General features: G+C 68.0%; 14 protein-coding genes. 3 read left to right on the forward strand and 11 right to left on the reverse strand.

From position 1 onward, the window contains the following. Nucleotides 1-193: 193 nt before the first annotated feature. Together OHT77_RS14485 and OHT77_RS14490 are read right to left on the reverse strand one after the other, a co-directional pair. Entirely contained in the window at nucleotides 194-517 is a 324-nt protein-coding gene (locus tag OHT77_RS14485) for an STAS domain-containing protein (protein ID WP_043683078.1), read from the reverse strand. Nucleotides 518-662: 145 nt separating this feature from the next. After that, the gene (locus tag OHT77_RS14490) at nucleotides 663-1,511 is read right to left on the reverse strand and encodes a 3-hydroxyacyl-CoA dehydrogenase family protein (RefSeq protein WP_266772614.1); all 849 of its coding nucleotides are present in this window, start codon (nucleotides 1,509-1,511) and stop codon (nucleotides 663-665) included. 205 nt (nucleotides 1,512-1,716) lie between these two features. Between OHT77_RS14490 and OHT77_RS14495 the strand changes: the two genes are divergently transcribed. The 3 genes from OHT77_RS14495 (at nucleotide 1,717) to OHT77_RS14505 (ending at nucleotide 4,732) form a co-directional block, all read left to right on the forward strand. After that, a complete protein-coding gene (locus OHT77_RS14495) occupies nucleotides 1,717-2,289 on the forward strand; it encodes a cob(I)yrinic acid a,c-diamide adenosyltransferase (RefSeq protein ID WP_328828798.1) in 573 nt (190 codons plus the stop codon). A 219-nt stretch (nucleotides 2,290-2,508) separates the two neighbouring features. Next, nucleotides 2,509-4,335 (forward strand): glycoside hydrolase family 18 chitinase, encoded by a 1,827-nt coding sequence (locus OHT77_RS14500; RefSeq protein ID WP_328828799.1) that lies wholly within the window; start codon nucleotides 2,509-2,511, stop codon nucleotides 4,333-4,335. Nucleotides 4,336-4,531: 196 nt separating this feature from the next. Further along, nucleotides 4,532-4,732, forward strand: coding sequence for a hypothetical protein (locus OHT77_RS14505; RefSeq protein ID WP_328828800.1), 201 nt, complete (start codon nucleotides 4,532-4,534; stop codon nucleotides 4,730-4,732). Here OHT77_RS14505 and OHT77_RS14510 read toward each other — a convergent pair. The 9 genes from OHT77_RS14510 to atpB all read right to left on the reverse strand — a co-directional run bounded on the left by OHT77_RS14510 (nucleotide 4,719) and on the right by atpB (nucleotide 12,412). Then, entirely contained in the window at nucleotides 4,719-5,165 is a 447-nt protein-coding gene (locus OHT77_RS14510; protein WP_328828801.1) for a DUF2550 domain-containing protein, read from the reverse strand. The two genes, OHT77_RS14505 and OHT77_RS14510, sit on opposite strands and share 14 nt — an antisense overlap. Before the next feature lie 138 nt (nucleotides 5,166-5,303). After that, nucleotides 5,304-5,678, reverse strand: a complete 375-nt coding sequence (locus OHT77_RS14515; RefSeq protein ID WP_266772606.1) for a F0F1 ATP synthase subunit epsilon — start codon at nucleotides 5,676-5,678, stop codon at nucleotides 5,304-5,306. A gap of 112 nt (nucleotides 5,679-5,790) precedes the next feature. Continuing rightward, nucleotides 5,791-7,227: a F0F1 ATP synthase subunit beta gene (atpD, locus tag OHT77_RS14520; RefSeq protein WP_328828803.1), complete on the reverse strand. Its 1,437-nt coding sequence runs from the start codon at nucleotides 7,225-7,227 to the stop codon at nucleotides 5,791-5,793. Next, nucleotides 7,227-8,144 carry a F0F1 ATP synthase subunit gamma gene (locus OHT77_RS14525; RefSeq protein ID WP_328828804.1) on the reverse strand — a complete coding sequence of 306 codons (918 nt, stop codon included), beginning with the start codon at nucleotides 8,142-8,144 and terminating at the stop codon, nucleotides 7,227-7,229. Before OHT77_RS14525 ends, atpD begins: the two co-directional genes overlap by 1 nt. Before the next feature lie 20 nt (nucleotides 8,145-8,164). Next, complete coding sequence (gene atpA, locus OHT77_RS14530) at nucleotides 8,165-9,754, reverse strand: F0F1 ATP synthase subunit alpha (protein WP_328828806.1); 1,590 nt, start codon at nucleotides 9,752-9,754, stop codon at nucleotides 8,165-8,167. Between the two features lie 129 nt (nucleotides 9,755-9,883). Then, nucleotides 9,884-10,699, reverse strand: coding sequence for a F0F1 ATP synthase subunit delta (locus OHT77_RS14535; protein WP_328828807.1), 816 nt, complete (start codon nucleotides 10,697-10,699; stop codon nucleotides 9,884-9,886). Further along, on the reverse strand, nucleotides 10,696-11,238 hold the full coding sequence (locus OHT77_RS14540) for a F0F1 ATP synthase subunit B (protein WP_266772599.1): 543 nt from the start codon (nucleotides 11,236-11,238) through the stop codon (nucleotides 10,696-10,698). The genes OHT77_RS14535 and OHT77_RS14540 overlap by 4 nt, the downstream gene beginning before the upstream one ends. Nucleotides 11,239-11,279: 41 nt before the next feature. Next, nucleotides 11,280-11,516, reverse strand: coding sequence for a F0F1 ATP synthase subunit C (locus tag OHT77_RS14545; protein WP_067273352.1), 237 nt, complete (start codon nucleotides 11,514-11,516; stop codon nucleotides 11,280-11,282). 74 nt (nucleotides 11,517-11,590) lie between these two features. After that, the gene (gene atpB / locus OHT77_RS14550) at nucleotides 11,591-12,412 is read right to left on the reverse strand and encodes a F0F1 ATP synthase subunit A (protein ID WP_328828808.1); all 822 of its coding nucleotides are present in this window, start codon (nucleotides 12,410-12,412) and stop codon (nucleotides 11,591-11,593) included. Nucleotides 12,413-12,635 lie beyond the last annotated feature (223 nt).

A 12,635-nucleotide genomic window follows, 5' to 3' on the forward strand; every position in this document is an offset into this window, starting at 1 on the left:
TCTGGTCCGGGCCCGCTCGAAGGGTTGTGCGGCAGCGGGCGACCGAACCCTAAACCTTCGCACAGTATCTACGACAGGCCGGGGTACCGCGCCGTCCGAGACGTCACAGTCTCGTGAGGATTGTGCGCGGTGCACATGTCCCGGGCAGCTGACGAGGGCTCTTCGGCGGAACGTGACGCTTTCGCCGAAAGTGTCACACCCTGGGCAGCGACTCCACGCCGATCCCGCCCTCGATGGCGAGGATGCGGTGCAACCGGGTGGCCACGAGCAGGCGCTGCATCTGCGGCGGTACGTCGCGCAGCACCAGGCGGCGGCCGCAGCGGCCGGCCCGTCGATGGGCTCCCATGATCACGCCGAGGCCGGTGGCGTCCCAGGAGTCGAGCTCGGACAGGTCCAGCACCAGATCGCCGACTCCGTCGTCGACGGCCGAGTGCAGGACCGTACGGGCGTCCGCCGCGCTGCGGACGTCGAGGCGGCCCCCGACGACCAGCTCGACGTGGTCGCCCCTGATGTACATATGCGCTCCCCGTGAGTGCGGTGGCGTACTCCGTGATGTAGGTGATGCAACCTCTGACTGTGTGAAGTGCCGGGAGGTTGCCGTCTGTGAGCGAACCGATACCGAATTCACCCCTGCGTGTGACAGGTCAGGGGGCTGTACGGATTCAGTGCTTGTAGAAGCCCTGCCCGCTCTTGCGTCCGATGTCACCGGCGTCCACCATTCGGCGCATCAGCTCCGGCGGGGCGAACTTCTCGTCCTGTGACTCGGTGTAGATGTTGCTCGTCGCGTGCAGCAGGATGTCGACGCCGGTGAGGTCCGCGGTGGCCAGCGGGCCCATCGCGTGACCGAAGCCCAGCTTGCAGGCGAGGTCGATGTCCTCGGCGGTGGCGACGCCCGACTCGTACAGCTTCGCCGCCTCGACGACGAGCGCCGAGATGAGACGGGTCGTCACGAACCCGGCGACGTCGCGGTTGACGACAATGCAGGTCTTGCCGACCGACTCGGCGAACTCCCTTGCGGTGGCGAGGGTTTCGTCACTCGTCTTGTAGCCGCGCACCAGCTCGCACAGCTGCATCATCGGCACCGGCGAGAAGAAGTGCGCGCCCACGACGCGCTCCGGACGCTCCGTCACGGCCGCGATCTTCGTGATCGGGATGGCGGAGGTGTTGGAGGCGAGGACGGCGTCCTCGCGCACGATCTTGTCCAGCGCGCGGAAGATCTCGTGCTTGACTTCCAGCTTCTCGAAGACGGCCTCGACGACGATGTCCGCGTCGGCGACGGCGTCCAGATCGGTGGTCGCCGTGATCCGCCCGAGGGCCGTGTCGGCGTCGTGCGCCTCCAGCTTGCCCTTGCTGACGAACTTGTCGTACGAGGCCTTGATGCCGTCCGTACCGCGCTTGAGCGCCTCGTCGGTGACATCGCGCAGGACGACGTCCCAGCCCGCCTGCGCGGAGACCTGGGCGATTCCGGAACCCATGAGTCCGGCGCCGATGACGGCAAGCTTCCGTGCCACTGTGCGACTCCCCTTTGAAACGCTTACAGCGTGTATCCGTATGCCTCTCGGCGGACCTTAGCGAAGCTGCGGCGCTGTGTGACCGGTTAGTAACGCGCGTCACGTCTCATCTGACGGACATCACACCGGCACGGGCCATTCGACCGCCCGGACGGCCTAGTTGACCCCCTTCGCCGAAACCCCGGGGCCTCACTACGCTGGCCGTATGGTCAATCTGACGCGCATCTACACCAGGACCGGCGACCAGGGCACCACCGCCCTCGGCGACATGAGCCGGGTCGCCAAGACCGACGTCCGGATCTCGGCGTACGCCGACACCAACGAGGCGAACGCGGCGATCGGCACGGCCATCGCCCTCGGCGCCCTCCCCGAGGACGTCGTCAAGGTCCTCACCCGCGTCCAGAACGACCTCTTCGACGTCGGCGCGGACCTGTGCACCCCGGTGGTGGAGAACCCGGAGTTCCCGCCCCTGCGGGTCGAGCAGTTCTACATCGACAAACTGGAGTCGGACTGCGACGACTTCAACGGGCAACTGGAGAAACTCCGCTCCTTCATCCTCCCCGGCGGCACCCCGGGCGCGGCCCTCCTCCACCAGGCCTGCACGGTCGTCCGCCGCGCGGAACGCTCGACCTGGTCGGCACTTGAAGCCCACGGCGAGGTGATGAATCCCCTGACGGCGACGTATCTGAACCGCCTGTCCGACCTCCTGTTCATCCTGGCCCGCACGGCCAACAAGGAGACGGGGGACGTGTTGTGGGTGCCGGGCGGGGAGCGCTAGCCGGGCGCCGCGGCGGTGCCCTCGTCCCCGCTCGGACGCGCGGACGGGGGCAAGCGGCCGTACTGGCTGAGGAGTTGGGGGTTTAGCGCACTGGCGCGGAAGTGGTCCAGACCTATTGACCCGTGGTCCAGACCTTTCTATTCTCGCGGCACCGTGGTGCGAAGGCTCAGTCGCGCCCCGATCCTCGAGACACCCCCCGACACCCCGAGGAGGCGCTCAATGCGCTTCAGACATCGAGCAGTTGCCGGGTTCGCCACCCTGCTGCTTCCGCTCGCCGTGCTCGTCGGACTGGCGGCTCCCGCCCAGGCCGCCTCGACCGCGACCGCCACCTTCACCAAGACCAGTGACTGGGGCACCGGCTTCGGCGGTCAGTGGACCGTGAAGAACACCGGTACCAGCGCGATCAGTTCATGGACGATCACGTGGGACTTCCCCACCGGCACGTCCGTCACGTCGGCCTGGGACGCGGACGTCACCAGCTCCGGCAACCACTGGACCGCGAAGAACAAGTCCTACAACGGCACCATCGCCGCGGGCGCCTCCGTCTCCTTCGGCTTCAACGGCGCCGGCAGCGGCTCGCCCACCAACTGCGCGCTGAACGGCGGCAGTTGTGACGGCGGCACCACGGTCCCCGGTGACGCGGCCCCCTCCGCCCCCGGCACCCCCACCGCCTCCGGCATCACCAACACCTCGGTGAACCTCTCCTGGTCGGCCGCCACCGACGACAAGGGCATCAAGAACTACGACGTCCTGCGCGACGGCACCAAGGTCGCCACCGTCACGACGACGTCGTACACGAACACCGGCCTGACCGCCGGCACCGACTACTCGTACACCGTGCAGGCCCGCGACACCGCCGACCAGACCGGACCGGTCAGCGGCGCCGTCGCCGTGCACACCACGGGCGGTACGACCACTCCCCCGACCGGCGGCAGCAAGGTCAAGCTCGGGTACCTCACCGAGTGGGGCACCTACGACCGCAACTACCAGGTCAAGAACCTGGTGACCTCCGGCTCCGCCGCGAAGATCACGCACATCAACTACGCCTTCGGCAACGTGACGAACGGCCAGTGCGCGATCGGTGACGCCTACGCCGACTACCAGAAGACGTTCACCGCCGACCAGTCGGTCAGCGGCGTCGCCGACACCTGGGACCAGCCGGTCGCGGGCAACTTCAACCAGCTGCGCGAGCTGAAGGCCAAGTACCCGAACATCAAGATCCTGTGGTCCTTCGGCGGCTGGACCTGGTCCGGCGGCTTCGGCCAGGCCGCGGCCAACCCGACCGCATTCGCCAACTCCTGCTACAACCTGGTCGAGGACCCGCGCTGGGCCGACATCTTCGACGGCATCGACATCGACTGGGAGTACCCGAACGCCTGCGGGCTCTCCTGCGACACCAGCGGCGCCGCGGCCTACAAGAACCTGATGCAGGCCCTGCGCGCCAAGTTCGGCTCCAACAACCTGGTCACCGCCGCCACCACGGCCGACGGCACCTCCGGCGGCAAGATCGACGCCGCCGACTACGCGGGCGCGGCCCAGTACGTCGACTGGTACAACGTCATGACGTACGACTTCTTCGGCGCCTTCAACCCGACCGGCCCGACCGCCCCGCACTCCCCGCTCACCACCTACAGCGGCATCCCGACCCCCGGCTTCACCACGGCGGACGCGATCGCCAAGTTCAAGGCGAAGGGAGTCCCCGCCAACAAGCTCCTGATCGGCATCGGCTTCTACGGCAGGGGCTGGACCGGCGTCACCCAGGACGCCCCCGGCGGCACCGCCACCGGCCCGGCGCCCGGCACCTACGAGCAGGGCATCGAGGACTACAAGGTCCTCAAGACGACCTGCCCGGCCACCGGCACCATCGCGGGCACGGCGTACGCCCACTGCGGCAACAACTGGTGGTCCTACGACACCCCGAGCACCATCGCCGGAAAGATGAGCTGGGCCAAGACCCAGGGTCTGGGCGGCGCGTTCTTCTGGGACTTCAGCGGCGACACCAGCAACGGTGAGCTGGTGACCGCCATCAACAGCGGGCTGAGCTGATCCCCACACCGCTCAGCACCCGACCGCCGCGGGCGGACCACTCCGGTCCGTCCGCGGCGTGTTGTCTGCGCCACGCGCCCCCGGCGTGCGCCCCAGGGGGCCCTTCGGCCCGGAGCGAAGGCCGATCGGCGCCGGTAGCAAGCCTTCGACCTGGGCATCGTGGTCCTACGAGCAACACCGCACCACGGGGGAAACCATGAAGCGCAGGTCCACATCCCGCAGTTCCACCGGCTGTTCCTGGGCCGCACCGGCCAGTGCCCTCGCCACAGCGGTCGCCGCCGCCGTCATGGCCGCCGGGCCGGTCGACGTCACCGTGACACTCGGCGCCGCGCACGGCACCGCCGTCGTCGGTCAGGCCGACGTGCCCAACCCGGTGTGCCCGGTCACGCCACGTTGACCCGCTGGCCGGGCGGGGCCGCCTCGAGCCAGGCCAGGAAACCCGTCAACGCGTCGTCGCTCATGGCGAGTTCGAGCCGGGTGCCGCGGTGCAGACAGGTCAGGATCACCGCGTCGGAGAGCAGGGCGAGTTCCTCCTCGCCCTCGGGGAGACGGCGGCCGGCGACCTCGATCGCCGAGCGTTCCAGGGTGCGGCGCGGGCGGTAGGCGTAGGAGAAGACGCGGTACCACTCGATGCGGTCGCCGTTGTAGCGGGCGACGCCGTAGCTCCAGCCCTTGCCGTTGGTGTCGGGTTTCTCGGGGACGTCCCAGCGGAGCGAACAGTCGAAGGTGCCGCCGGAACGCTGGATGAGTCTGCGGCGCAGGCCGAAGACGAACAGCCCCACGACTACCAGGGCCACCACGATTCCGCACGCAGTCAGAGCGAGGACCATCGACACCGACCTCCTCGTCTCCTAGGTAAAACAGGTAACGGAACGGAAAAAACACCCACATTCGCCTCAGCCGCGGCTGGGGCCGGATTCCTCCGGTCCCAGCCGCGGCTGAGTCACGTCATCGCGTCACTTCTGGGTTCAGCGGGTCTCCACCGCACGCAGTCGGACGTCCGCGCGGCGCTCGGCGGACTCGTCGCCCTCCGCCTTCGCACGCTCCAGCTCCCGCTCCACGCGCTGGACGTCGATCTCGTCCGACAGCTCGGCGATCTCGGCGAGCAGCGACAGCTTGTTGTCCGCGAACGAGATGAAACCGCCGTGCACCGCGGCGACGACCGTCCCTCCGTCGCTCGTACGGATGGTCACCGGGCCCGACTCCAGCACACCGAGCAGCGGCTGGTGACCGGGCATGACGCCGATGTCGCCGGACGTGGTGCGCGCGACGACCAGGGTGGCCTCGCCGGACCAGACCTGGCGGTCCGCGGCGACGAGCTCGACATGCAGCTCAGCAGCCAAGGTGGGCTCCTCGGGTCACCACCCGGCGGTCGTGCCGGGTGTTGGTTTCAATTCTAGGGGGCGTGAAAGAGGGGGTGGGACACGGCCCCACCCCCTCAGGTGAAGCACGGGGTCAGGAGACGCCCAGCTCCTTCGCGTTCGCCTTCAGGTCCTCGATACCACCGCAGAGGAAGAACGCCTGCTCCGGGAAGTGGTCGTACTCGCCGTCGATGATCGAGTTGAAGGCCACGATCGACTCGTCCAGCGGGACGTCCGACCCGTCGACGCCGGTGAACTGCTTGGCGACGTGGGTGTTCTGGGACAGGAAGCGCTCCACGCGACGGGCACGGTGGACGGTGAGCTTGTCCTCCTCGCCCAGCTCGTCGATACCGAGGATCGCGATGATGTCCTGCAGGTCCTTGTACTTCTGGAGGACCGTCTTCACGCGCATCGCGGTGGCGTAGTGCTCCGCCGAGATGTAGCGCGGGTCGAGGATGCGGGACGTGGAGTCCAGCGGGTCCACGGCCGGGTAGATGCCCTTCTCGGAGATCGGACGGGACAGAACCGTCGTCGCGTCGAGGTGGGCGAAGGTGGTGGCCGGAGCCGGGTCGGTCAGGTCGTCCGCGGGGACGTAGATCGCCTGCATCGAGGTGATCGAGTGACCGCGGGTCGAGGTGATGCGCTCCTGGAGGAGACCCATCTCGTCGGCCAGGTTCGGCTGGTAGCCCACCGCGGAGGGCATACGGCCGAGCAGGGTCGAGACCTCGGAACCGGCCTGCGTGAAGCGGAAGATGTTGTCGATGAAGAACAGCACGTCCTGCTTCTGCACATCGCGGAAGTACTCCGCCATGGTCAGACCCGCGAGGGCCACGCGCAGACGGGTGCCCGGGGGCTCGTCCATCTGACCGAAGACCAGCGCGGTCTTGTCGATGACGCCCGAGTCGGCCATCTCCTCGATGAGGTCGTTGCCCTCACGGGTGCGCTCGCCGACACCGGCGAACACGGAGACACCGTCGTGGTTGTTGGCGACGCGGTAGATCATCTCCTGGATGAGCACCGTCTTGCCGACGCCGGCACCGCCGAACAGGCCGATCTTGCCGCCCTTGACGTACGGGGTGAGCAGGTCGATGACCTTGACGCCGGTCTCGAACATCTCGGTCTTCGACTCGAGCTCGTCGAAGTTCGGGGCCTTGCGGTGGATGGACCAACGCTCGCCCGTGTACTTCTCGTCGACGTTCAGCACCTCGCCGAGGGTGTTGAACACCTTGCCCTTGGTGAAGTCGCCGACCGGGACGGTGATGCCGTCGCCGGTGTCGGTGACCGGGGCCTGGCGGACCAGACCGTCGGTGGGCTGCATCGAGATCGTGCGGACCAGGCCGTCACCCAGGTGCTGGGCGACTTCCAGGGTCAGCGTCTTCTTCGCACCGTCCTGGGCCGGGTCGGCCACCTCGACGTGCAGAGCGTTGTAGATCTCCGGCATCGCGTCGACGGGGAACTCCACGTCGACGACCGGGCCGATGACCCGGGCGACGCGGCCCGTGGCAACGGCCGTCTCAACTGTCGTCGTCATTACTTGTCACTCCCCGCGGTCGCGTCGGCCAGGGCTGCGGAGCCACCGACGATCTCGCTGATTTCCTGGGTGATTTCGGCCTGGCGGGCCGCGTTGGCAAGACGGGAGAGCGTGGTGATCAGGTCTCCCGCGTTGTCGGTCGCCGACTTCATCGCGCGGCGGGTGGCCGCGTGCTTGGAGGCGGCCGACTGGAGCAGCGCGTTGTAGATACGGCTCTCGACGTACCGCGGCAGAAGGGCGTCCAGGACGTCCTCCGCCGACGGCTCGAAGTCGTACAGCGGAAGGATCTCGCCCTGGGGCGTGGCTTCCTCCGCGACCTCTTCGAGGCTGAGGGGCAGCAGGCGGCTGTCGACCGCCGTCTGCGTCATCATCGAGACGAACTCGGTGTAGACGATGTGGAGTTCGTCCACGCCGCCCTCCGCCGTGTCCCGCTCGATGGCCTCGATCAGCGGACCCGCGACCTTCTTCGCGTCCGCGTACGTGGGCTCGTCGGTGAAGCCGGTCCACTGCTCCGAGATCTTGCGCTCACGGAAGTTGTAGTGGGCGACACCGCGGCGGCCGACGATGTACGTGTCGACCTCCTTGCCCTCGGCCACGAGACGCGCGGTCAGCTGCTCCGCGGCCTTGATGGCGTTGGCGTTGAAGGCGCCGGCCAGACCGCGGTCGCTCGTGAGGAGCAGAACCGCGGAACGGGTCGGCGACTCCGCCTCGGTGGTCAGCGGGTGCCGGGTGTTGGAACCCGTACCGACCGCCGTGACCGCGCGCGTCAGTTCCTTCGCGTACGGCGTCGAGGCCTGCACCTTGCGGTGCGCCTTGACGACGCGCGAGGCGGCGATCATCTCCATCGCCTTGGTGATCTTCTTGGTCGCGGTGACGGATCGGATGCGACGCTTGTAGACCCGGAGCTGGGCTCCCATGAGTCAGGTCCCTTCCTACGTCACTTGGCCGCGGCCGGGGCGTCCTCGCCGAGGAGCTTGCCGTCCGAGGTCTCGAACTGCTTCTTGAACTCGGTGATCGCGTCCGCGGCGGCGGTGAGGGTGTCGTCCGACATCTTGCCGCCCTCCTTGATGGAGGTCATGAGGCCCTGCTCCTTGCGGTGCAGGTACTCGAGCAGCTCCTTCTCGAAGCGGCGGATGTCGTCGACCGGTACGTCGTCCATCTTGCCGGTGGTCGCGGACCACACGGAGACGACCTGGTCCTCGGTGGGCATCGGCTGGTACTGCGGCTGCTTGAGCAGCTCGACCAGACGCTGACCGCGCTCCAGCTGGGCCTTCGACGCGGCGTCCAGGTCGGAACCGAAGGCGGCGAACGCCTCCAGCTCGCGGTACTGGGCGAGGTCGAGGCGCAGTCGGCCGGAGACCTGCTTCATCGCCTTGTGCTGCGCGGAACCACCGACTCGGGAGACGGAGATACCGACGTTCAGCGCGGGGCGCTGACCGGCGTTGAAGAGGTCCGACTCCAGGAAGCACTGGCCGTCGGTGATGGAGATGACGTTGGTCGGGATGAACGCCGAGACGTCGTTGGCCTTGGTCTCGACGATCGGCAGACCGGTCATCGAGCCCTTGCCCATCTCGTCGGAGAGCTTCGCGCAGCGCTCCAGCAGACGGGAGTGCAGGTAGAAGACGTCACCCGGGTAGGCCTCGCGGCCCGGCGGGCGGCGCAGCAGCAGGGACACGGCGCGGTAGGCGTCGGCCTGCTTGGAGAGGTCGTCGAAGATGATGAGGACGTGCTTGCCGTCGTACATCCAGTGCTGGCCGATGGCCGAACCGGTGTACGGCGCCAGGTACTTGAAGCCGGCCGGGTCGGACGCCGGGGCGGCGACGATGGTCGTGTACTCCAGGGCGCCGGCCTCTTCGAGCGCACCACGCACGGAGGCGATGGTGGAGCCCTTCTGGCCGATGGCGACGTAGATGCAGCGGACCTGCTTGTTCACGTCGCCCGAGCGCCAGTTGTCGCGCTGGTTGATGATCGTGTCGACGGCCAGGGCGGTCTTGCCCGTCTGGCGGTCGCCGATGATCAGCTGGCGCTGGCCGCGGCCGATCGGGGTCATCGCGTCGACGGCCTTGTAGCCGGTCTCCATCGGCTCGTGCACCGACTTACGGGCCATGACGCCCGGGGCCTGCAGCTCCAGCGCGCGGCGACCGGTGGTCTCGATCTCGCCGAGGCCGTCGATCGGGTTGCCGAGCGGGTCGACGACACGGCCGAGGTAGCCCTCGCCGACGGCGACGGACAGGACCTCTCCGGTGCGGGTGACCGGCTGGCCCTCCTCGACACCGCTGAACTCGCCGAGGATGACGGTACCGATCTCACGCTCTTCGAGGTTGAGCGCAAGACCGAGGGTGCCGTCCTCGAACTTCAGCAGTTCGTTGGCCATGGCCGAGGGCAGGCCCTCGACCTTCGCGATGCCGTCGCCGGCAAGGGTGACCGTACCGACCTCCTCGCGCGAGGCCGCGTCCGGCTTGTACGACTGGACGAAGTTCTCCAGCGCGTCCCGGATCTCCTCCGGCCGGATCGTGAGCTCCGCCATCTGGGTTCCCTGCTCTCCTTGTTGGGCCCGAAGTTTCACTTGGGGGGATGGGGGACTCCCCCCTGAACGAGGTGAATCCTCTGCACGGCCCAACTCGGGCCGCCTTACTACGTCTTTGTTGTGGTGCTGCTAGCTCGCCATGCGGCGGGTGGCGTCATCGAGGCGGTCCGCGATGGAGCCGTTGATGACCTCGTCGCCGACCTGCACCCGGATACCGCCGAGGACCTCGGGGTCCACGTCGATGTTCAGGTGCATGGGGCGGCCGTAGAGCTTCGCGAGGGCGGCGCCCAGGCGCTGCTTCTGCGGGTCGCTCAGCGGGACCGCCGTGGTGACGACCGCGACCAGGCGGCTGCGGCGCTCGGCGGCGAGCTTGGACAGGGACTCGAGTCCCGCTTCCAGGCTACGTCCCCGGGGCGCGGTCACCAGGCGCGTCACCAGTCGCTCGGTGGCCGGCCTGGCCCGGCCGCCGAGCAGGCTGCGCAGCAGCTCGCTCTTGGCCGTGGTGGTCGCGGCGCGGTCGGTCAGCGCGGCGCGCAGCCCGGTGTTCGAGGAGACGATCCGGCCGAACCGGAACAGCTCGTCCTCGACGTCGTCGAGCTCGCCCGACTGCTGGGCGGCCGTGAGGTCGGCGGTTGCCGCCAGCTCCTCCAGCGCGTCCACCAGGTCGCGGGACTGCGACCAGCGGGAGCGCACCATGCCGGACAGCAGGTCGAGGGCGGGGCCGCCGACCTGGCCGCCGAGCAGGCGCTCGGCCAGCGCGGCCTTGGCCTCGCCGTCCTGCGCCGGGTCGGTGAGGACTCGGCGCAGGGACACCTCACGGCCGAGCAGCGCGGTGACGGCGGCCAGCTCGTCGGCGAGCTGCGCCGCGGTCACGGACGTGGAGTCCGTCAGCGCGTCGAGACGCTCACGTGCGGCTGCCAGGGCCTCGCGGCTCGCTCCGTTCATCGTGCGGCCTCGGCCTTCTCCTCGAGTTCATCGAGGAAACGGTCGATCACGCGGCTCTGCCGGGCGTGGTCCTCGAGGGACTCGCCGACGAGCTTGCCGGCCAGGTCGGTGGCGAGCTTGCCCACGTCCTGACGCAGCGCCTGCGAAGCGGCCTTGCGGTCGGCCTCGATCTGCGTGTGACCGGCGGCGACGATCTCCTCGCGCTGCCGCTGGCCTTCCGCGCGCATCTCGGCGATGAGCGTGGCGCCCTGCTCCTGCGCCTCCTGGCGCAGACGCGCGGCCTCGTGCCGGGCCTCGGCGAGCTGAGCCTTGTACTGCTCAAGAACGCTCTGTGCCTCGGTCTGGGCGGCCTCGGCCTTCTCGATACCGCCCTCGATGGCCTCGCGGCGCTCGTCCAGAACCTTGTTGATGTTCGGGAGGAGCTTCTTGGCGAGGAAGCCGAAGACGATGACGAAGGCGATCAGGCCGATGACAAGCTCAGGGATCGGCGGGATGAGAGGGTTTTCCTTCTCGGCCGCCAGAATGAGCAGCTGGCTCATGTCAGTGCCTTTCGTCTAGTGGGCTGTTGCTGATCGACTGATCAGACGCCGTAGACGAACGGCATGACCAGGCCGATGAGGGCAAGGGCCTCACAGAAGGCGAAGCCGAGGATCTGGTTGGCGCGGATCAGGCCGGCAGCTTCGGGCTGACGGGCGAGCGCCTGGGTGCCGTTGCCGAAGATGATGCCGACGCCGACGCCGGGACCGATGGCGGCGAGGCCGTAGCCGATGGAGCCGAGCGAACCGGAGACGGCAGCGAGGGTCTCAGTGGCAGCCATGCTGATTCTTCCTTATCTGTACGGACCGGCGGGGGTTGGCCACCGGACGCTAAGGGGGGTTCTGGTGGGGGTGCTCAGTGGTTCTCGGCGAGCGCGCCCTGGATGAAGGTGCAGGTCAGCAGCACGAAGACATACGCCTGCAGGGCCTGGATGAAGAGTTCGAAGGCCGTCATCACGAGGACCATGACGAACGAGACACCCGCGTAGGCGATGCCGATGCCGTTGAGCAGGTACCAGCTGGCGATCGTGAAGAGCAGCAGCAGGGTGTGGCCCGCGAACATGTTCGCGAACAGTCGCACCGCGTGCGTGAACGGCCGGACGATCAGGTTCGAGAGCAGCTCGATGGCCATCGCCAGCGGGAGAACCGCGCCGAGCGACTTGTCGTAACCGCTGAAGTTCTTGAAGGCGCCGACGAATCCATGCCGCTTGAAGGTCAGCGACACCCACACGATGTAGACGATGCCCGCGAGGACGGCCGGGTACGAAATGATCGACGTCACCGGGAACTGGGCGACCGGGACGATCGACCAGATGTTCATCATCCAGATGAAGAAGAAGAGCGAGACGACCAGCGGTACGTACTTCTCGCCTTCCTTCTTGCCGATCGTCTCGTAGACGACACCGCGGCGGATGAAGTCGTAGCCGGACTCGGCGACCATCTGCAGCTTGCCGGGGACGACCTTCGGCTTGCGGAAGGCGGCCCAGAAGAAGCCGATGACGATGACCGAGCCGAGCAGCGCCAGCAGCATCGTCTTGTTGAAGTACAAGTTGCTGTCGCCGTCCCCGAGAAGGGGCTTGAACAGGAACGAGTGCAGGCCGGGAGCCGGGAAGCCACAGCCGTCGAAGATGTGGCAGTCGGTCTCGAAGGCGAGCACCTGCGTCGGGTCAGCACTCACCGCGGGCTCCTTCAGCGTGGCGCATAGGTACGGCAACCTCGTTGTGTCGGCGCGGCACGCGGCCGCGGTTCGGCACTGGACTGGTGTTACGGATGTGGGGGCGGCAGTGGGGCATCAAGCCTCGCGATTGAGCAGGCGTCAGCTCAGATGCCCGCGCCCGCGATGCCGCAGTTGGCACCGGACGATAGCAGGATCTCTTACGCCCTCTTATCCCGGCCCTACC

The sequence above is a fragment of the Streptomyces sp. NBC_00252 genome, assembly GCF_036187565.1.
GTDB lineage: Bacteria > Actinomycetota > Actinomycetes > Streptomycetales > Streptomycetaceae > Streptomyces.